General features: G+C 71.8%; 18 protein-coding genes. 12 read left to right on the top strand and 6 right to left on the bottom strand.

Annotated features, from left to right (window positions below):
- Positions 1–30: 30 nt before the first annotated feature.
- The 5 genes from ACFZDL_RS25220 (at position 31) to ACFZDL_RS25200 (ending at position 6657) form a co-directional block, all read left to right on the top strand.
- Positions 31–675, top strand: a complete 645-nt coding sequence (locus ACFZDL_RS25220; protein ID WP_353597116.1) for a TetR/AcrR family transcriptional regulator — start codon at positions 31–33, stop codon at positions 673–675.
- Between the two features lie 194 nt (positions 676–869).
- Complete coding sequence (locus tag ACFZDL_RS25215; RefSeq protein WP_353597117.1) at positions 870–3104, top strand: molybdopterin oxidoreductase family protein; 2235 nt, start codon at positions 870–872, stop codon at positions 3102–3104.
- 121 nt (positions 3105–3225) lie between these two features.
- Positions 3226–4665: a citrate:proton symporter gene (locus tag ACFZDL_RS25210; RefSeq protein WP_353597118.1), complete on the top strand. Its 1440-nt coding sequence runs from the start codon at positions 3226–3228 to the stop codon at positions 4663–4665.
- A gap of 3 nt (positions 4666–4668) precedes the next feature.
- On the top strand, positions 4669–5970 hold the full coding sequence (locus tag ACFZDL_RS25205; protein ID WP_353597119.1) for an MFS transporter: 1302 nt from the start codon (positions 4669–4671) through the stop codon (positions 5968–5970).
- A gap of 60 nt (positions 5971–6030) precedes the next feature.
- Complete coding sequence (locus ACFZDL_RS25200; protein WP_353597120.1) at positions 6031–6657, top strand: TetR/AcrR family transcriptional regulator; 627 nt, start codon at positions 6031–6033, stop codon at positions 6655–6657.
- A 180-nt stretch (positions 6658–6837) separates the two neighbouring features.
- Here the strand turns inward: ACFZDL_RS25200 and ACFZDL_RS25195 are convergent, their stop codons facing one another.
- Positions 6838–7086 (bottom strand): hypothetical protein, encoded by a 249-nt coding sequence (locus ACFZDL_RS25195; protein ID WP_353597121.1) that lies wholly within the window; start codon positions 7084–7086, stop codon positions 6838–6840.
- A 242-nt stretch (positions 7087–7328) separates the two neighbouring features.
- On the opposite strand from ACFZDL_RS25195, the gene ACFZDL_RS25190 reads away from it, so the two are divergent.
- Positions 7329–7943, top strand: coding sequence for a helix-turn-helix domain-containing protein (locus tag ACFZDL_RS25190; protein WP_353597122.1), 615 nt, complete (start codon positions 7329–7331; stop codon positions 7941–7943).
- Positions 7944–8179: 236 nt separating this feature from the next.
- Here ACFZDL_RS25190 and ACFZDL_RS25185 read toward each other — a convergent pair whose 3' ends face one another.
- The 3 genes from ACFZDL_RS25185 to ACFZDL_RS25175 all read right to left on the bottom strand — a co-directional run bounded on the left by ACFZDL_RS25185 (position 8180) and on the right by ACFZDL_RS25175 (position 9888).
- Positions 8180–8344 (bottom strand): hypothetical protein, encoded by a 165-nt coding sequence (locus ACFZDL_RS25185; protein WP_353597123.1) that lies wholly within the window; start codon positions 8342–8344, stop codon positions 8180–8182.
- A 213-nt stretch (positions 8345–8557) separates the two neighbouring features.
- Complete coding sequence (locus ACFZDL_RS25180; RefSeq protein WP_353597124.1) at positions 8558–9022, bottom strand: MaoC family dehydratase; 465 nt, start codon at positions 9020–9022, stop codon at positions 8558–8560.
- Positions 9023–9213: 191 nt separating this feature from the next.
- Positions 9214–9888 carry a hypothetical protein gene (locus ACFZDL_RS25175; protein WP_353597125.1) on the bottom strand — a complete coding sequence of 225 codons (675 nt, stop codon included), beginning with the start codon at positions 9886–9888 and terminating at the stop codon, positions 9214–9216.
- Between the two features lie 190 nt (positions 9889–10078).
- Here ACFZDL_RS25175 and ACFZDL_RS25170 point away from each other — a divergent pair, with 190 nt between their 5' ends.
- The 5 genes from ACFZDL_RS25170 (at position 10079) to ACFZDL_RS25150 (ending at position 17544) form a co-directional block, all read left to right on the top strand.
- The gene (locus ACFZDL_RS25170) at positions 10079–12895 is read left to right on the top strand and encodes a penicillin acylase family protein (protein ID WP_353597126.1); all 2817 of its coding nucleotides are present in this window, start codon (positions 10079–10081) and stop codon (positions 12893–12895) included.
- A 278-nt stretch (positions 12896–13173) separates the two neighbouring features.
- Positions 13174–14274: a LysR family transcriptional regulator gene (locus ACFZDL_RS25165; protein WP_353592676.1), complete on the top strand. Its 1101-nt coding sequence runs from the start codon at positions 13174–13176 to the stop codon at positions 14272–14274.
- Between the two features lie 129 nt (positions 14275–14403).
- Complete coding sequence (locus ACFZDL_RS25160) at positions 14404–15159, top strand: SDR family oxidoreductase (RefSeq protein ID WP_353592677.1); 756 nt, start codon at positions 14404–14406, stop codon at positions 15157–15159.
- Positions 15160–15244: 85 nt separating this feature from the next.
- On the top strand, positions 15245–16906 hold the full coding sequence (locus ACFZDL_RS25155) for an AMP-binding protein (RefSeq protein ID WP_353592678.1): 1662 nt from the start codon (positions 15245–15247) through the stop codon (positions 16904–16906).
- Between the two features lie 44 nt (positions 16907–16950).
- Positions 16951–17544 (top strand): TetR family transcriptional regulator, encoded by a 594-nt coding sequence (locus ACFZDL_RS25150; RefSeq protein ID WP_391192388.1) that lies wholly within the window; start codon positions 16951–16953, stop codon positions 17542–17544.
- A 12-nt stretch (positions 17545–17556) separates the two neighbouring features.
- Here ACFZDL_RS25150 and ACFZDL_RS25145 read toward each other — a convergent pair whose 3' ends face one another.
- Together ACFZDL_RS25145 and ACFZDL_RS25140 are read right to left on the bottom strand one after the other, a co-directional pair.
- Complete coding sequence (locus tag ACFZDL_RS25145; protein ID WP_353592680.1) at positions 17557–18780, bottom strand: acyl-CoA dehydrogenase family protein; 1224 nt, start codon at positions 18778–18780, stop codon at positions 17557–17559.
- Positions 18781–18787: 7 nt separating this feature from the next.
- The gene (locus tag ACFZDL_RS25140; protein WP_353592681.1) at positions 18788–19819 is read right to left on the bottom strand and encodes a phosphotransferase family protein; all 1032 of its coding nucleotides are present in this window, start codon (positions 19817–19819) and stop codon (positions 18788–18790) included.
- 222 nt (positions 19820–20041) lie between these two features.
- On the opposite strand from ACFZDL_RS25140, the gene ACFZDL_RS25135 reads away from it, so the two are divergent.
- The gene (locus tag ACFZDL_RS25135) at positions 20042–20293 is read left to right on the top strand and encodes a hypothetical protein (protein WP_353592682.1); all 252 of its coding nucleotides are present in this window, start codon (positions 20042–20044) and stop codon (positions 20291–20293) included.
- Positions 20294–20358 lie beyond the last annotated feature (65 nt).

The following is a 20358-nucleotide window of genomic DNA, read 5'->3' as shown; positions in this document are numbered from 1 at the left end:
TGACCATAGGAATCGAAACCGGGTGCGTCAATGATCGGGCAGGATGGTGGCGTGCCCATACCGCCCCTCCGCCGCGCCCCCGTCCAGCGCCGCAGCGCCGAGCGCCTCGGCCGGATCCTCGACGCCTGCGCCGAACTCCTCGACGAGACCGGCTACGACGACCTGAGTACCCGTGCTGTCGCCGAGCGCGCCGGTGTGCCCATCGGCTCCGTCTACCGCTTCTTCTCCAACAAACGGGCCATGGCCGAGGCCCTGGCCCACCGCAATCTCGACCAGTACGCCGCGCGCGTCACCGAGCGGCTGGCGAAGTCCGGCGCGGGCGGCGGCGGCTGGCGGGAGGCCATGGATGTGGTGGTCGACGAGTACCTGGCGATGAAGCGCGGGGCGCCGGGCTTCGCGCTGGTCGAGTTCGGCATGCCGGTGCCCGTGACCGCCCCGCCCGAGCAGCCCAACCACCTGGTCGCGGACCGGCTGCGCGAGCTGCTCGGCGAGCGGCTGGGACTTGAGGAGTCGGGCGAGGCGGGGGAGCGGGTGCGGGTGGCGTTCCTGCTCGCCGTCGAGACGGCGGACGCGCTGCTGCGGCTGGCCTTCCGCGTCCATCCGGAGGGCGATCCGGTGATCGTGGCCGAGACCAAGGAGCTGCTGCGCTCGTATCTGGCGGGGGTGCTCGACTGAACGCTCGCGAGGCCGCTGTGCGCCTACAAGGCCGCTTTGCGCGTACAAGGCCGCTGTGCGCGGACGAGGCCGTGAGGGGCGGCGTCCGATATCCGGCCCCGCCGCGTGGCCCGGCCCTCCCCCACATGCATACCAATCGGTAGGGTGAGGAGCCGTCGCGTCACCGTTGCCGCCGCCGTCCCCAGGAGGGACCGATGAGCCGTACCGCTCTGCGCATCTGCCCGTTGTGCGAGGCCACCTGCGGGCTGACCCTGACCATTGAGGAGGGCCGGGTCACCAGGGCGCGCGGGGACGGTGCCGACGTCTTCAGCCGGGGCTTCATCTGCCCCAAGGGCGCGTCGTTCGGCCAGCTGGACGCGGACCCCGACCGGCTGCGCCGGCCGCTGGTGCGGCGCGGCGGGCGGCTGGAGCCGGCGGGCTGGGACGAGGCGTTCGCCGCGGTGGAGGCCGGGCTGCGGCCGCTGCTCGAGCGGTACGGGCCGCAGGCGGCGGCCGTGTTCCTGGGCAATCCGAACGTCCACACCATGGCCGGCGGGCTGTATCCGTCGCTGCTGCTCGGCGCGCTCGGCACCCGGAACGTCTTCACCGCCAGCACCCTCGACCAGATGCCCAAGCACGTCTCCAGCGGTCTGCTCTTCGGCGACGCCAACGCCATCCCGGTGCCCGACCTGGACCGCACCGACCACCTGCTGATCATCGGCGCCAACCCGCTGGACTCGAACGGCAGCCTGTGCACCGCCCCCGACTTCCCCGGGCGGCTCAAGGCGCTGCGGCGGCGCGGCGGGCGGCTCACCGTGGTCGACCCGCGCCGCACTCGTACGGCCGAGGCCGCCGACCGGCACCTGGCCGTCCGGCCCGGCACGGACGCGCTGCTGCTGTTCGCGGTGGTGCAGGTGCTGTTCGCCGAGGACCTGGTGGCACCGGAGCGGGTCGGCGAGCTGGTGACGGGCGTGGCGGAGGTGCGGCGGCTCGCCGCGGACTTCACGCCCGAGGTGGTGGCCGCGGCCTGCGAGGTGCCCGCCGAGGAGATCCGTACGCTCGCCCGCGAGCTCGCCGCCGCGCCGCGCGCCGTCGTCTACGGGCGGATCGGCTCGACCACCGTCGAGTTCGGCACGCTCACCAGCTGGCTGGTCGATGTGGTGAACGCCCTCACCGGCAACCTGGACCGGCCCGGCGGGGCCATGTTCCCGCTGTCGGCCACCGCCAGGGCGCCGCGCCCGCCGCGCCCCGGGAAGGGGTTCGCGCTCGGCCGCTGGCGCAGCAGGGTGAGCGGCTACCCCGAGGCGAAGGGCGAGCTGCCCGCGGCCGCGCTGGCCGAGGAGATCGAGACGCCGGGGGAGGGGCAGGTCAGGGCGCTGATCGTGATAGCGGGCAACCCCGTGCTCTCCGCGCCGGACGGCGACCGGCTGGACCGGGCGCTGGCCGGTCTCGACTTCATGGTGAGCGTGGACCCGTATCTGAACGAGACCTCGCGCCACGCGCACGTCGTCCTGCCCCCGCCCCCGCCCGCCCAGAGCCCCCACTTCGACTTCGCCTTCAACACTTTCGCCGTCCGCAACCAGGTCCGCTACAGCCGCCCCGCCGTCCCGCTGGACGCGGACCGGCTGAGCGAGTCCGAGATCCTGGCGCGGCTTGTGCTGTGCGCGGGCGGGCACGGCGGCGCCGACCCGGCGGCCGTGGACGCCATGGCGATCGACGCGGCCCTCGGCAAGGCCGTGGCCGACCCCGGGTCGCCGGTGTACGGACGGGACCGGGGTGAGCTCGCCGCCCATCTCACCGGGGTCGGCGGCGACGAGCGGCGGCTGGACATGATGCTGCGGCTGGGCCCGTACGGCGACGGCTTCGGCGCCGACCCCGACGGGCTGACCCTGGCCAAGGTGCTGGCCCACCCCCACGGCATCGACCTGGGGCCGCTGCGCCCCCGGCTGCCCGGCCTGCTCAGGACCCGCAGCGGCACCGTCGAGCTGTGCCCGGAGCCGATGGCCGCCGAGGTGGAGCGGCTGCGCCGGGCGCTGGGCGGCCGCACCGAGGGGCTGCTGCTGGTCGGCCGGCGCCATCTGCGCTCCAACAACAGCTGGATGCACAACCTCCCCGCGCTGGTCGGCGGCAGCAACCGCTGCACCCTGCAGCTGCACCCCGAGGACGCGGCCCGGCTGGGCGTGGCCGACGGCGGCCTGGTGCGGGTCAAGGGGGACGGCGGCGAGCTGGAGGCGCCGGTGGAGGTGACGGACGCGGTACGGACCGGGGTGGTCAGCCTTCCGCACGGCTGGGGGCACGACCGGCCCGGCACCCGGACCTCGGTCGCGGCGGCGCACGCCGGGGTGAACGTCAACCGGCTCAACGACGGCTCCCGCCTCGATCCGCTGTCCGGCACCGCGGTGCTCAACGGCTGCCCGGTACAGCTCACGGTGCTCACCCCTACGGGCTGACCTGGGGTTTTGCGCTTATTGCTCACGCGTCAAGACCTTGTTAACGGAAAGTTGCGGCACCTAACGTCACCTCGACCGCCAGTTCTGGGGGAGTTCAACGGTGAACGTGAGGTAGCCAAATATGCTGACAATCCTCGGATTCGTCATGATCGCCACCTTCTTGGTGTTGATCATGATGAAGAAGATGACCCCGATGGGCGCGCTGGTGCTCATCCCGGCGCTCTTCTGCGTCATCGTCGGGAAGGGGGCGCATCTGGGGGACTACGTCCTCAAGGGCGTCGGTGACCTCGCGCCCACCGCGGCCATGCTGATGTTCGCCATCATCTACTTCGGAGTGATGATCGACGTCGGCCTCTTCGACCCGATCGTCCGGGTCATCCTGCGGTTCTGCAAGGCCGACCCGATGCGGGTGGTCGTCGGCACCGCGGTGCTCGCCGCGATCGTCTCGCTCGACGGCGACGGCTCCACCACCTTCATGATCACCGTGTCGGCCATGGTGCCGCTGTACCGGCGGCTGAAGATGAGCCTGGTGATCATGACCGGTGTCGCCGCCATGGCCAACGGTGTGATGAACACGCTCCCCTGGGGCGGCCCCACCGCCCGCGCCGCCGCCGCGCTCAAGCTCGACGCCAGCGACATCTTCGTTCCGATGATCCCGGCCCTCGCCGTCGGCCTGCTCTTCGTCTTCGCCCTCGCCTACGGCCTCGGCCTGCGCGAGCGCAGGCGCCTGGGGACCCTGACCCTCGAGGACGTCACCGCCGACCCCGAGACGGTGCTGGTCGGCGCCGGTTCCGGCGCGGGCTCCAAGGGCGGGAAGGGCAAGAAGGCCAAGGTCACCGGCGGCGCGGGCGGCGGCACCGACGCCGAGGCGCCCCAGGCGCACGGGACGGCCGGGGCGGCCGAGGACGGCGACGAGGAGCACCAGGGGCTCGACCCCAACCGGGCCACCCTGCGCCCCAAGCTGTACTGGTTCAACGCGGCCCTCACCATCGCGCTGCTGACCATGATGATCCGCGAGGACCTGCCGATCCCGGTCCTGTTCCTGCTCGGCGCCGCCATCGCGCTCACCGTCAACTTCCCGCGCGTCGCCGACCAGAAGGCCCGTATCGCCGCCCACTCCGAGAACGTCGTCAACGTCTCCGGCATGGTCTTCGCCGCCGCCGTCTTCACCGGCGTGCTCACCGGCACCGGCATGGTCGAGCACATGGCCCGCTGGCTGGTCGACGGGATCCCGAACGGAATGGGCCCGCACATGGGCCTGGTCACCGGCGTCCTGTCCATCCCGCTGACCTACTTCATGTCCAACGACGGCTTCTACTTCGGCATCGTGCCGATCCTCGCCGAGGCCGGCGCCGCGCACGGCGTCGAGCCGGTCGAGATCGCCCGCGCCTCCCTGGTCGGACAGGCCCTGCACATGTCCAGCCCGCTGGTCCCCGCCGTCTACGTCCTGGTCGGCATGGCGAAGGTCGAATTCGGCGACCACACCCGCTTCGTGGTGAAGTGGGCCGCGCTCACCTCGCTGGTGGTGCTCGGCGCGGGTCTGCTGTTCGGCATCATCTGACACGTGGGTACCCGAGAGCCCGGTAGGGGCTGGCTGCTGCGCCTGGTCATCGCTTTCGCCTTCGCGCAGGGGGCGGTGAGCATGGCGCGGCCCGCCGTCTCCTACCGGGCTCTCGCGCTGGGCGCCGACGCCCGGGCGGTCGGCGTGATCGCGGGTGTCTACGCCCTGCTGCCGCTGTTCGCCGCCGTACCGCTGGGGAGGCGCACCGACCACGGGCGCTGCGCCCCGCTGCTGCCCATCGGGGTCGCGCTGATCGCGGCCGGCTGCGCGCTCAGCGGCCGGGCCGGGTCGCTGCTGGAGATGGCTGTCTGGAGCGGGGTGATGGGCCTGGGCCATCTGTCCTTCGTGATCGGCGCCCAGTCCCTGGTGGCCCGCCAGAGCGCTCCCGAGGACCAGGACCGCAACTTCGGCCACTTCACCATCGGCGCCTCCCTCGGCCAGCTCATCGGCCCCATCGCCGCCGGCCAGCTCGTGTCCGAGCACGCGGACGCCCTGGCCAGGACCAGCGCCTCCGCGCTCCTCGTATCCGCCGTCGTCGCGGCCTTCGCGGTCACGTCGCTGTGGCGCATCGAGCACCGCACCCCGGCGGCGGACGGCGCGCGGGCCGGGACACCGGACCGGTCACAGGGGGGCGGGGCGTCCGGCTGGGTCCCGGTGGTCGGCATCCTGCGCACCCGGGGCGTGGCCTCCGGCATCTTCATCAGCCTCGCCGTGCTCTCCGCGACCGACATCCTCACCGCCTACCTCCCCGTCGTCGGCGAACAGCGGTCCATCGCGCCCGCGGTCATCGGCCTGCTGCTGAGCGTGCGCGCCGCCGCCACCGTCGCCTGCCGGCTCGTCATGACCCCGATGATCCGGCTGATGGGCCGTACGGTCCTGATGGCCGTCAGCTGCCTGGCGGCCGGGCTGCTGTGCGCGGCGCTCGCCCTGCCGGTGCCCGCCTGGGTGCTCGGGATCCTGCTGGCCGCGCTCGGCTTCTGCCTGGGCGTCGGCCAGCCGCTGTCCATGACCACCGTCGTCCAGGCCGCCCCGGACGGGGCCCGCTCCACCGCCCTGGCCCTGCGGCTGACCGGCAACCGCCTCGGCCAGGTCGCCGCGCCGGCCTCCGCGGGCGTGCTGGCCGGGGTCGCGGGGACGGCTGCCCCGTTCGTGATGCTCGGCGTGCTGCTGCTCGCCTCCGCGGGCATCGCGATACGCCCCGCCGGGCGCGGCGCCCCACCACCCGCCCCGGCCGCGCTGTCGGAGGGTTCCGCACCCCGTACGGAGCCCTCGGCCGAGCCACGCGGCGCGGGCCCGCCCGGCTGAGCCGCCTGAGCCGCCCGAGTGAGGCTAAGCGCTTGCTCACCGACATGTAGGGTGTCCGCCATGAATGCGGAGGCGAAGAACACCGAGGGCACCCCCGAGGCGTGGCGCGACATCACCCCGGACGCCGCCCGGCGGCTGATGACCGCCGCGGTGCACGCCTTCGCCGAGCGCGGCTACCACGCCACCACCACCCGCGACATCGCGGGCCGCGCCGGTATGAGCCCCGCCGCGCTCTACATCCACTACAAGACCAAGGAAGAACTGCTCTACCAGATCAGCCGGGTCGGCCACCGCTTCGCCCTCGACATCCTCGAAGAGGCCCGGGACAGCGCCGGCACCCCCGCCGAACGGCTCGCCGACGCCGTGCGCTCCTTCGTCCGCTGGCACGCCGAGCACCACACCACCGCCCGCGTGGTCCAGTACGAGATCGGCGCGCTCGCCGAGGACCACTACGCCGAGATCACCGCGATGCGACGGGCCTCGGACGGCGCGGTGCGCGCGATCGTCGAGGACGGTGTGAAGACGGGCGACTTCGACGTCGCCGACGTCCGCGGCACCTCCGTCGCCGTCCTGTCGCTGTGCATCGACGTCGCGCGCTGGTTCAACCCCCGCGGCCGCAGCACGCCCGACGAGGTCGGCGAGCTCTACGCCGGGCTGGCGCTGCGCATGGTGGGCGCGGCGGGCTAGGCCCTGGCATCAGGGCTCCCCTGGAGTCAGCCGGCCGCCGCGCGCAGCAGGTCGGCGATCACCTGGAGGACAGCCTTCGGGACGGGGCAGCCGAACCAGCGAACAAGTCCAGTTGCCCGGCCGTCGCCGTCTGCTACGAAGAAGCCGGGAGGAACGCAAAGCCGTCTTCTGGGCAGGACGTCAATGGCGGCGAGCAGTCAGTAGCCAAGCCACGTCGACGAAGGCGATCGCACCCCAAACCCAGCAGACGACCGTCGCGCCGGTCGGCGCCAATGCTGTAGCGAGGGTGCCCAGACTGATCGTGCCCAGCACCACCCCTGCGCTGCGCCTGGTCGCCAGTGCGGTACGGAGGGGACCCGGCTCGGCCAGGCGGTCCGCCAGATACGCGTCGAATGCTTCGGCGACCTGGTCGTCGATGTCGTCGCGCATCCGGGCATTCAGTGAGTCAGGCACGGGTGGCCCCCTCCGACCCGATAGACGTCCAAGCGGTAGCCGCCACCTGCGGTATGTCTGCAGTCGCGAGCGCCGTCTTGGTCATTTCCTTCTGCATCTCGCCCCCGAGTGTTCGACCCATCCGTGGGTCGTCATGCCTTCCACCGTAGCCTCTGCAGAGATTTTCTGCAAAAAATCTCTGCAATCACTGCAGAGACTCTCTGCAGTAGGGTGGCCACATGGCTGAGCGTCCCGAGACACGAGTCCTTACCGGCCCGGACCTCAAGGCATTCTCCAAGGCGCTGTCCAACCCGGTGCGCCGCGACATTCTGAGCTACCTCGGCGAGCACGGTGAAGCGAACTCCACCAGCGTCGCCAAGGCGCTTGGCGAGAGCACCGGCACGACCAGTTACCACCTGCGCAAGCTCGCCGATCTCAAGCTGATCGCCGAGATCGAGGAGCGGTCCACGGGTCGGGAGCGCTGGTGGAAATCGCTCATGACGGACATCTTCACGCCGCCGGGGCTGGCGATGGCGGCCGACGAGCGCGAGGCCGCGCTGAAGATCGGCGCGCTCAAGATGACGCAGGACCTCAACCTGGTCGTCAAGGCCTACGCCGGCTATGACGCTTCAGCGGGGTGGCATCAGATCTACCGCTCCGGCCTGTGGATGACAAAGGATCAGGTGGCGGCGTTCGCCGAGGAGTACAAGACCTTGCTGCACAAGTACGTGACGGAGCCAGGTGATCGGCCCCCCGGCTCTCGCCGCATGGCCGTACGCATGGTCATGCTGCCTGACGAGGGTTCTGGTTTCGCCCTGCCTGCGGAGGCGGACGGGCGTCAAGAGGGCGCTTGAGCTAGGTTGATCGCCCCTTATGTCCGAAGAGCCGTGCAGCAACCGTCGGCTGCGCGGTGCAATTCCGGTTCGACTCCTCGCCTTATGCGTGCTGGATGCAATGCCAGTGACTTTGTGGTGAGTTTGGGACACCGACACGCCGACGCCACGGCGTGTCGGTGTCCCAAACTCACCACAAACCCAGGCGTCGCACGCGATTGGTTCCCCCGAGTCGGACGACGGGGGCTTTTCCGGGCCTACGCCGCGCGGCGCGCGGTGGCGAGCCGGAGCGCGGCTCCCAGCCGTACACCGCCCGGGGACCCGTACGGCTCCAGCGCCTCGGCGAGTACCTGCCGGGCGCGCTCGCGGGCCGGGTGGTCGGCCGAGGCCAGCGCGGTGCGCAGCGCGCCCGTGCCGGTCATGAACTCCACCGCGTCCAGGGGCGTGTCCCCGCCCCCAGCGACACCTCCACCGCCTCCTTCGCGACCCCCGTGAAGCCCGCCCCGGCCAGCAGCGCACGCACGCGGGCGGGGTCGCTCAGCGTACGAGGGCGACGCTCCGCCTTGCGGTGTACCGCACCAGACGCCGCTCGCGGCCGGACGCCCCCCTTTGACGACAGACCCTAGGTACAGCAATCAGAGGTAGTAGCGGGCCACGGACTCCGCTACGCACACCGGCTTCTGTCCGCCCTCGCGCTCCACGGTCACCACCAGCGTCACCTGCACACCGCCGTCGGCCACCTCGGTCACCTCCGCCAGCCGCCCCGTGGCGCGCAGCCGCGAGTCGACCGGGACGGGGGAGGGGAAACGGACCTTGTTCACGCCGTAGTTGATCCCCATGCGCACGCCCTCGACCGACAGCAGCTGCGGGGTGAACGAGGGCAGCAGGGAGAGCGTCAGATAGCCGTGGGCGATCGTGGTGCCGAAGGGGCCCGCAGCCGCCTTCTCCGGGTCCACATGGATCCACTGATGGTCGCCGGTCGCCTCGGCGAACAGGTCGATCCGCTTCTGGTCGATCACCAGCCAGTCGCTGGGGCCGAGGTCTTCCCCGACCGCCGAACGCAGCTCTTCGGGCGAGGTGAAGATCCTTGGCTCTGCCATGTCACGGCCTCCCTGGCATTCGACCACTGTCCGACCACTAAGCGACTGCTCAGCATGGTCGGGCGGGCGCCACCTGTCAACGAGCCACGGCCATGGCGCCCGACGCGAAGGAGCCACGGCCGTGGCGCCCGACGCGGCGGCGCGCCCGCCGGTTTCCGACGGGCGCGCCCCGGGGCTTGGTCATGGCTCCCTCATACGGTGGCGTACCGCCTGTGGGGCCGGGCGGACGCGGTGGCTGAGGTGGATGCGGCGGAGTGGCCGGACTTGGGGGCGCGGCCGGACCTGGTGTGCCGGGCGGCGGCCAGCGCCTCGGGGGTGAGGACCGGGGCGGGGACGACGATGCCGCAGGTGCCGCAGACCGGACCCTCCCACGGGTGGCGGCCCAGGTTGTCCTGCCAGGTCAGCCGGTCCTGTGTGCAGACCGGGCAGGTCGACACCGGCCCCGACTCCATCGCGAGGATCAGCCGGCGCAGTACGTCCGCCAGCCGGCCGTCGGGGTGGGCCGACGGGCTCTCGCAGCGGATGATGTCGCATCCGCCCCAGGTGTGCAGATGCCAGTCGTCCATGGCGCTCGGCTGGCGGATGCCGTGGTGCTTCTCCTGCCGGCGCCGGGCGGCGAAGTCCGCTTCGTACCCGAGCCACAGGGTGCGCGCCTCCTCCAGCTCCTCCAGCGCCGTGATCAGTCGTGCCGGTTCGGGGTGACGGTCCTCCAGGGCGATCCCCGCCCGGGAGCACAGATGGTGCCACGTCGCTCGATGCCCGTACGGCGCGAACCGTTCGAGGCATTTGCGCAGCGAGGTGCGGCGCGCGGTGATGTGCCTGCGTGGGTTGCGGACGTCTCGTGCGAGTGCTCTGAAACCGGCCATCTCTTTCCACCTCCGCGAGTGCGGACCCGACTCGTTGTCGAATGGACGTAACGGAGCGCGATCCGGATCCATCCGATTCCGGAAATCCCCAAGGAAGTTGGATTTCCAGGAAAGGTGACGGCTGCTCATCTTCCGGGCCGGTCATACCGCCGGTAACCTCCCGTCCCAACGGCACCCGGGAGGAGCGTACATGCGACGACGAACCGGCAAGCTCACCTGTACCGCGATCGCCACCACGGCCGTGCTGGCCCTCGGCGCCGCGCTCGCGGGGCCGCTCCCGCAGCGGGCGCAGGCGGCGCCGGCCGCCGCGGCCGTCACCGACTACTGCCAGGGCCAGTGCTCGGACATCCTGCCACCCGGCCAGAACGGCAACGCCACGCTCGCCGAGATCCTCGCCAACAAGGCGTTCGGCACCCACCCCGAGCACAGCACCGACCAGCTCGGCCCGTACAACAACCTGGTCGCCGGGTATCCGACGCTCACCGACGACAAGCTGACCGACTTCTTCAACGACTCCTCGTTCGGGGTGCCCGCCGACCAGGTGGCCAAGGTGGACAAGCCCCGCGACGATGTGACGATCACGCGCGACAAGAAGACCGGGGTGCCCCACATCCAGGGCACCACCCGCGAGGGCACCGAGTTCGGGGCCGGGTACGCCGCCGCCCAGGACCGGCTGTGGCTGATGGACCTCTTCCGGCACGTGGGCCGCGGCGAGCTGACCTCGTTCGCCGGCGGCGCCGAGGCCAACCAGGGCCTGGAGCAGAGCTTCTTCAGCCAGGCGCCGTACAAGGAAGAGGACTACCAGGCCCAGATCGACTACATCCTCGCCACCCAGGGCGAGCGCGGCAGACAGGCGCTGGCCGACGCGCAGGCGTACGTGGACGGTATCAACGCCTACCGCAAACAGGCCAAGGACGGCCGCTATTTCCCCGGCGAGTACGTCCTCACCGGCCACATCGACGCGATCACCAACGCGGGTGAGATCGAGCCGTTCAAGCTCACCGATCTGATCGCCCTCGCCTCCGTCGTCGGCGCCCTGTTCGGCAACGGCGGCGGGGGCGAGGTGGAGTCGGCGCTGTCGCTGCTCGCCGCCCAGCAGAAGTACGGCCTGGCCGAGGGCACCAAGGTGTGGGAGTCCTTCCGCGAGCGCGACGACCCCGAGGCCGCGCTGACCGTGCACGACGGCACCAGCTTCCCGTACGCGGGCAAACCGGCGAACGCCAAGGGCACCGCCCTGCCCGACCCCGGCTCGCTCACCCCCGAGCAGCTGGTCTACGACAAGACAGGCAGTGCCAAGACCGGCGCGACGGCGACGGTCAAGGCCCCGAAGAAGCTGGAGCCCCTGCGCGGCATCCACGACGACGGCGTGCTGCCCCGCGATCTGTTCAGCCGCAAGCACGGCATGTCCAACGCGCTCCTGGTCTCCGGCAAGAACACCGCCAGTGGACACCCCGTCGCCGTCTTCGGCCCGCAGACCGGCTACTTCGCCCCGCAGCTGCTGATGCTCCAGGAGCTCCAGGGCCCGGGCATCAGCGCCCGGGGCGCCTCCTTCGCGGGCGTGGGGATGTACGTACAGCTGGGCCGCGGCCAGGACTACGCCTGGAGCGCCACCACCTCCGCCCAGGACGTCACCGACACCTTCGCCGTCGAGCTGTGCGCGCCGGACGGCGGAGCCCCGACGAAGGACTCGACGTACTACCGCTACCACGGCTCCTGCCTGCCGATGGAGAAGATCGAGCGCCGCAACGCCTGGAAGCCGACCCTCGCCGACTCCACCGCCGAGGGCTCGTACCGCATGCAGGTCTACCGCACCAAGTACGGCCTGGTGACCCACCGCGCGACGGTCGACGGCAAACCCGTCGCCTACGCCCTGCTGCGCGCCAGCTACCGCCACGAGGCCGACTCGATCGTCGGCTTCCAGATGCTCAACGACCCCGGTTATGTGAAGGACGCCAAGTCCTTCCAGAGCGCCGCGCAGCACATCAACTACACCTTCAACTGGTTCTACGCCGACTCCCGGCAGACCGCCTACTACAACAGCGGGCTGAACCTGGTCCGGGCGGCGGACGTGGACCCCTCGCTTCCGATCAAGGGCGAGGCGGCCTACGAATGGCGGGACTTCGACCCGACGGTCAACACCGCCGCGTACGCCCCGCCCGCCCAGCACCCCCAGTCCATCGACCAGGACTACTACACCAGCTGGAACAACCGGCAGGCCAAGGGCTACACCGCGGCAGGCTTCGGCAACGGCTCGGTGCACCGCGGCAACCTCCTCGACGACCGGGTGCGCGCCCTGGTGAAGAAGGGCGGAGTGACCCGCGCCGCGCTCACCCGCGCCATGGCCGAGGCGGCCGTCACCGATCTGCGCGGCGAGGACGTGCTGCCGGAGCTGCTGAAGGTCCTGCGCAGCGCGCCGGTCACCGATCCGCAGACGGCCAAGGCCGTACAGCAGCTGGAGTCCTGGCAGGCGGCGGGCGCCCAGCGCCGCGAGACATCCGCCGGTTCGCACACCTATGGGCACGCCGACGCCGTACGGATCATGGACGCGTGGTGGCCGCTTCTGGTGGAGGCCGAGTTCAAACCTCAGCTGGGCGCCGATCTGTACGATGCGCTGCGCGCCAATCTGACCGTCGACGAGGCCCCCTCGGCCGGTCACGGACCCACCGGCTCACACGCCGGGTCCTCCTTCCAGTACGGCTGGTGGTCCTATGTCGACAAGGACCTGCGCGCGGTCCTCGGGGAGGACGTCCAGGGTCCGCTCGCCAAGAAGTACTGCGGCGCCGGCGATCTGACCGCGTGCCGTGACGCCCTCCTGACCAGTCTGAAGCAGGCCGCGGCCAAGCCCGCCACGGAGGTCTACCCCGGCGACGCCAACTGCTCGGCGGGCGACCAGTGGTGCGCCGACTCGATCATCCAGCGCCCGCTGGGCGGCATCACCCACGACAAGGCGCACTGGCAGAACCGGCCGACGTTCCAGCAGGTGGTGGAGTTCCCCGCGCACCGCTGACGGCCTCGCACCCCTCCTCGCGCCGCGGCGGGCCGACCCCCGGCCCGCCGCGGCACCGGCGCGCCGGGCACGCCCGGTCCGCGCCGCCTCTCGTGCCCGCCTGTCCGCCGCCGACGGCGACGGCGACGGGAAATGCTGAATCCCCCCGCGGAATGCGGTCCTTGGAATTCCCGAATACAAATCCCAAGAAAAGCAACGCTGTTCTCCGGATCAGTTTGCCGGAGCCCACTGGACTATGCTGCGAGCCGGAATTCGTCATCTCCACGCGGAAGGCCGGCATGCCCTTAAACTCCCGCTGGCAGTACCCCACGGCACTGCTGGACACCACGATGGACCAGCTCCGCACGCTGCTCGCGGTCCACGAGGCGGGTACCGCACTGGGCGCGGCCCGGCTGCTGGGGCGGGAGCAGTCCAGCGTCCAGAAACAACTCGACACCATGAACCGGAACTTCGGCGCGCTGTGCGGTGAGCCGCTGGTACTCAAGCGGGGCCGCAGCCGGAACGTGCTCTTCACCCCCACGGGCGAGGCCCTGGCCGAACTCGCGCGCGGCACGCTGAAGGACTGGCTGGAGTCGGTGCACGGCTGCCGCCGCCGGCTCGGCAGCCGGCTGAACGTGGGCTCCACCCGCTACACCCTCGGCTTTCTGCTGGGCGCCGTGGAACTGGTCACCGAGGACTTCGAGCGCCGTGGCGTGGAGCTCAAGGTCGAGCATGTGCGCACCCGTGATCTGCTGGACCGGCTCGGCTCCAAGGAGCTCGACCTGGTCTGCGGCTCCGTGCTGACCACCGGGGACGGGGACAGCCGGCTGGACGGATTCGAGGTGATGGAGTGGCGGCGCAGCGGGCTTTCCCTGGTGACCAACCTCTCCGAGGACGAGCTGCCCGGCCCCGGGCTCTCGGTCCGCGAACTCCCCGGGCTGCCCCTCGCGGTCTCCGCGGACGGTCTGATACCCGGCTTTCTGCGCGGCTGGTTCGGCGCCCGCTACCGCCAGGAGCTGCATATCGCGGCCGAGATCGACACCGTGCAGTACGGCCTGGAACTGCTCTCCTCGGGCGTGCTGCGGGGCTGTGTGCTGGTGACCCAGGGCATCGGCGAAGCGGTCGCCGACGGGCGGCTGCAGAGCGGCGCGGGGCTGCGGACGCTCCAGCTGGCGGATGACCTCGGGCCGGATCTGGCGGTGCTGGTCGGGGTGTTCGTACGCGGTGGGGAGCGCGCCGCGTGGGACGGCGCCCATCCGCTCAACGTCCTGTGGGACGCCCTGGCCGGCGAGAACGCCCGCTGGCGGAGCGTGATGCGGAAGCCGGGCGATGCCGGCGTTGCCGGCGGGGGCTCGGGGAGCGGGGGCTCGGGCGGCGGGGTGAGCGGCGGCGACCGCTAGGCCCCGTCGGGCCCCTTCCGTTTACACATACCGACTGGTTAGTCTGCCGGGCAGCTGAGCGACGCGGGTGAGCGACGCAGCAGACCCCCGGCCGAAGGAGCATGCGTGGATACCGTGCGTGGAGGCGCCGTGCGTGGAGCGCGAACCGTGGTCACCGGGGCGGGAGGCGGTATCGGCGCCGCCCTGGCCCGCCGCTTCGCCGCCGAGGGCGCCCGCGTCGTGGTCAACGACCTCGACGCCGACAAGGCGAAGGCCGTCGCCGACGAGATCGGCGCGGTGGCCGTTCCGGGCGACGCCTCACGCGTGGTCCCCGAGGCGCGGGCGGCGCTCGGCGGGGGCATCGACATCTACTGCGCCAACGCCGGCCTCGCCCCCGTCGGCGGCGCCGAGGCCGATGAGCGGCTGTGGGCGGACGCATGGGACGTCAACGTCATGGCGCACGTCCGGGCGGCCCGCGAGCTGCTGCCCGACTGGCTGGAGCGCGGCAGCGGCCGCTTCGTCGCCACCGTCTCCGCGGCCGGCCTGCTGACCATGGTCGGCTCGGCCCCCTACAGCGTGTCCAAGCACGCCGCGCTCGCCTTCGCCGAATGGCTGTCGACCACCTACCGCCACCGCGGCATCAGCGTCCACGCGATCTGCCCGCAGGGCGTCCGCACCGACATGCTGCGCGCCGCCGGGGCCACCGGCGACCTCGTCCTCGCGCCCACCGCGATCGAGCCGGAGCAGGTCGCGGACGCGCTCCTCGAGGGGATCGCGCGGGAGCGCTTCCTGATCCTCCCGCACCCCGAGGTCGCCGAGTACTACGCGGCCCGCGCCACCGACACCGACCAATGGCTCACCCACATGAACCACATCCAGCGCAAGGTCGAAGAGGCCACCGGCTGATCCGTGCCACCGGCTGATCCGTACGACCGGCTGATCCGTACGGACGCCCCGCACCCCCATCCCCCGAGCAGACAGGGCCGCCCCCATGACCTCGTACCAGGACCAGCCATGGCTCGCTCAGCTCACCGAAACCCAGCGCCGACCGGTCCGGCCGCGGCCGAGCGTGCTGCACGCCTTCCGGGACGCCGTGCGGACCAGGCCCGACCGGACCGCGCTCGCCTACTTCGACGGGCGGCTGACCTACCGCGAGGTGGACGAGCTCTCCGACGGCGTCGCGGGCCATCTCGCCGCGCGGGGCTTCGGGCCGGGCGACCGGCTCGCGATCATGCTGCAGAACACCCCGCACTTCGTGCTCGCCCTGCTCGGCGCGTGGAAGGCGGGCGGCGCGGTGGTGCCGGTCAACCCCATGTACAAGGCGGGCGAGCTGGGCCACATGCTGGCCGACGCCGAGGTGAGCGCCCTGGTGTGCTCGGGCCACGCCTGGGAGGAGTACGCGCGCGCCACGGCCGCCGCCGCCTCCGTACGCATCGCGCTCACCGCCGACGCGTACGACTTCCAGACCCGCGACGACGCCCGTGTGCTCACCCACGGGCGGGCCCCCGCCCCCGAGGACACCGACGACCTGCTCACGGCGGCCCGCGGCGGCGCCGCGCCGCCCGAGGTGCCGGAGCCCGGCCCCGACGACATCGCGCTGATCAGCTACACCTCGGGGACCAGCGGCACCCCCAAGGGCGCCATGAACACCCACGGCAACCTCTCCTACAACGCCGAGCGGCAGCATGTCGGCCACGAGATGCCCGACGGCTCCACGATCTTCGTGCTCGCCCCCCTGTTCCACATCACCGGCATGGTCTGTGAGCTGTGCGCCTCCTTCGCGGACGGCGGAACCCTCGCCATGGCCTACCGCTTCGAGCCGGGCGTCGTCCTCGACGCCTTCGTCGAGTACCGCCCCGCCTACACCGTCGGCCCGTCCACCGCGTTCATGGCGCTGATGGCCCAGCCGAACGTGACCCGCGACCACTTCGCGTCCTTCCGGCTCATCTCCTCGGGCGGGGCCCCGCTGCCGCCCGCGCTGGTCGAGCGGTTCGAGGCGGGCTCCGGCCTCTACCTCAAGAACGGCTACGGCCTGACCGAGTGCACCGCCCCCTGCGCCAGCGTGCCGCCCGGCAAACGCGCCCCCGTCGACCCGGTCTCGGGCACCCTGGCGGTCGGCCTGCCAGGCCCGGACTCCGTGGTGCGCATCGTCGACGACGAGGGCCGGGACGTGCCGTTCGGCGAGCCGGGCGAGATCGCGGTGCGCGGCCCCATGGTGGTGCCCGGCTACTGGCGGCAGCCGGAGGCGAGCGCGGCCGTCCTGCCCGACGGGGAACTGCGCACCGGGGACATCGGTTTCATGGACCCGGACGGCTGGCTGTACGTCATCGACCGCAAGAAGGACATGATCAACGCCGCGGGCTTCAAGGTGTGGCCGCGCGAGGTCGAGGACGTGCTGTACACCCACCCCGCGGTGCGCGAGGCGGCCGTCGTCGGCGTCCCCGACCCGTACCGCGGCGAGACGGTCAAGGCGTACGTCAGCCTGCGGCCGGGCGCCGAGGTGGCGCCGGAGGAGCTGACCTCGTACTGCGCGGAGCGGCTGGCGGCGTACAAGTATCCGCGCCGGATGGAGATCCTGCCCGAGCTGCCCAAGACGGCCAGTGGCAAGATCCTCCGTCGGGAGCTGCGTGAGGCGCGGACCCCCCGGGAGTAGCGGCCCGGCACGAACGAGAGGCAGGTGGCGACCAGATGGCCAGGATGAGCCACGACGACAGGGGCGGGGAGAAACCGGTGCCGCAGCGCTTGCTGGCCGCGGCCACCCGCCTCTTCGCCGAGCGCGGCTACGACCGGACCTCCGTACAGGAGATCGTCGAGGCGGCCGGCGTCACCAAGGGCGCCCTCTACCACTACTTCGGCTCCAAGGACGATCTGCTGCACGAGATCTACGGGCGGGTGCTGCGGCTGCAGCAGGAGCGCCTGGACGCCTTCGCGGACGCGGACGCGCCCGTCGAGCAGCGGCTGCGCGACGCGGCGGCCGACGTCGTGGTCACCACCATCGACAACCTCGACGACGCGACGATCTTCTTCCGGTCCATGCACCATCTGAGCCCGGAGAAGCACAAGCAGGTACGGGCGGAGCGGCGGCGCTACCACGAGCGGTTCCGCGCCCTGGTGGAGGAGGGCCAGCGGGCGGGGGTGTTCAGCTCGAAGACCCCGGCCGACCTGGTGGTGGACTACCACTTCGGATCGGTCCACCACCTGGGCACCTGGTACCGCCCCGACGGCCCGCTCACCCCCCAGCAGGTCGCCGACCACCTCGCCGACCTGCTGCTGCGCGCCCTGCGGCCATGACCCGGACCGCGGCTACAGGTACTTCTTCAGCTCCCGCCGCGCCAGCGACCGCTGGTGCACCTCGTCCGGCCCGTCCGCGAGCCGCAGCGTCCGCGCCGCGGCCCACAGCTCGGCCAGCGGGAAGTCCTGGCTGACCCCGCCCGCGCCGTGCAGCTGCACCGCCTGGTCCAGGATGTCGACGACCGTGCGGGGGGTGGCGATCTTGATGGCCTGGATCTCGGTGTGCGCCGCCCGGTTGCCGGCGGTGTCCATCAGCCAGGCCGTCTTGAGGACCAGCAGCCGCAGCTGCTCGACGGCCACCCGCGCGTCCGCGATCCACGCGTGGACCTGGCCCTGCCGGGCGAGCGGCTTGCCGAAGGCCGTACGGGACACCGCCCGGCGGCACATCAGCTCGATCGCGCGCTCGGCCATGCCGATCAGCCGCATGCAGTGGTGGATACGGCCGGGGCCCAGCCGGGCCTGGGCGATGGCGAAGCCGCCGCCCTCCTCCCCGATCAGGTGGGCGGCCGGGACCCGCACGCCGTGGAAGACCACCTCGGCGTGGCCGCCGTGGTAGTGGTCCTCGTAGCCGTAGACCCGCATCGCCCGGCGCACCTCGACGCCCTCGGTCTCGCGGGGCACCAGCACCATCGACTGCTGACGGCGGATGTCGGTGCCGTCGGGACCATCAGGGGCAGTCTTGCCCATCACGATGAAGATCTTGCAGTCCGGGTTCATCGCCCCGGAGATGTACCACTTGCGGCCGGTGATGACGTAGTCGTCGCCGTCCCGCTCGATCCGGGTCTCGATGTTGGTCGCGTCGGACGAGGCGACCTCGGGCTCGGTCATCGCGAACGCCGACCGTATCTCGCCCGCGAGCAGCGGCTCCAGCCACTGCTCGCGCTGCTCCTCGGTGCCGAACTGGGCCAGCACCTCCATGTTCCCGGTGTCGGGGGCGGCGCAGTTCAGGGCCGTGGGGGCCAGCTGGGGGCTGTGGCCGGTGATCTCGGCGAGCGGCGCGTACTGCAGATTGGTCAGCCCCGCCCCGTACTCGACGTCGGGCAGGAAGAGGTTCCACAGGCCCTGCTTGCGCGCCTCCGCCTTGAGCTCCTCGACGACGGGCGGGGTCAGCCAGGGGGAGTCCAGCCGGGCGCGCTGCTCCTCGGCCACCGCCTCGGCCGGGTGGACATGGTCCGCCATGAAGGCGAGCAGCTTGGCCCGCAGCTCCTCGGTGCGGGCGTCGAATGCGAAGTCCATGGCTGTCTCAGCCCTTCCGTAGCGTGGTGAGGCCGCTCTCGACGAACACCGGGACGACTTCGCCGATGCGGTCGAAGCCGGCGCCGACGGTCTGGCCGAGGGTGAACCGGTAGTGGATGCCTTCGAGAATCACGGCGAGCTTGAAGTAGGCGAACGCCGTGTACCAGGCGACGCCGCCGACATCGCGGCCCGAGCCGGCCGCGTAGCGCTCGATCAGCTCGCTGGGCGCGGGATGGCCGGGCGCGCCGCTCGTCGTGGTGATCGGCGAGTCCGCCGTCTCCTCCTGCTCGCTGTACATCACCAGCAGGCCCAGGTCGGTCAGCGGATCGCCGAGGGTGGACATCTCCCAGTCGAGAATCGCCTTGATCCGGTCATCGGCGCCCACCAGTACGTTGTCCAGCCGGTAGTCGCCGTGGACCACGGCGGAGGCTCCAGAAGGGGCGGCGAGGGGCAGGGCCTTGCCCAGCGCCTCGTGCAGCTCGTCGATCCCGGGCAGCTCACGGTTGCGGGAGGCGGCCAGCTGCTTGCCCCAGCGGCGCAGCTGCCGCTCCAGGAACCCGTCCGGGCGCCCGAAGTCGGCGAGACCGACGGCGGCCGGGTCGACGGCGTGCAGCTCGACCAGGGTGTCCACCAGGCCGAGGACGACGCGGCGGGTGCGCTCCGGGCCGAGGGGGGTGAGCTGTTCGGCCGTGCGGTACGGCGTGCCCTCGACGAACTCCATGACGTAGAAGGGCGATCCGAGGACCGACTCGTCCTCGCACAGCAGCACCGGCTCCGGCACTGGCACGCTGGTCGGGTGCAGCGCGCCGATCACCCGGTGCTCGCGCCGCATGTCATGGGCCGTGGCGAGCACATGGCCCAGCGGCGGGCGGCGCACGACCCAGCGGGCGGCGCCGTCGTCGACCGTGTAGGTGAGGTTCGACCGGCCGCCCTCGATCAGCTCGGCGCGCAGCGGCCCGCGCACCAGCCCCGGGCGCTCGCGGTCCAGGTGGGCGCGGAGCCGTTCGAGGTCGAGTCCTGGCGGATTGCCTGCGGTCATCGGGTCTCTTCCTCCGTTGGGGTGCTGCGGGCGAGCGGACGGGCGGGCGGACGCGGGGCGGGTGCACGGACGGTCCCGCATCATGATGCCGACCAGTCGGTATGGAGTCCAGTGCTGGGCCGTTCGAGGTACGCGGCCGTGTCGTTGGCCCCGTCGCACGACGCCGCTCGGCAGGCTGCGGGCGAACGCGCCGACGGCGTGCATGTCAGAAAGGCAGGTCTGATGACGAGAATGATCCGAGCCGTGGTTCTGGGCGCTTCCGTTGCCGCCGCCATGGCCATCGGCGGGGTCCACGCGGCCCAGGCGCAGCAGTCGACGACGCACGGAGACCCCTATGGCGACGAATACGGGGTAGCCGTGCAGAAGAGCGACTGCGACAGCAGGGGCGGCGGGGGCGATCAGGCCATCCCCGTCGGACGCAGCGTCGTCGCCAAGAGCGGCAGCTCCACCTGCCGCAACATCAGCGTGGGCTAGCCCGCCCGGTTTGCGCCGGGTCGGCGGGCGCGGGAGCGTCGAAGACGGGAGCGCAGGCCCCCGCC

The sequence above is a fragment of the Streptomyces sp. NPDC007917 genome (assembly GCF_042959105.1).
Taxonomy (GTDB): domain Bacteria; phylum Actinomycetota; class Actinomycetes; order Streptomycetales; family Streptomycetaceae; genus Streptomyces.
This window is presented reverse-complemented; position numbering and strand designations above follow the sequence as displayed.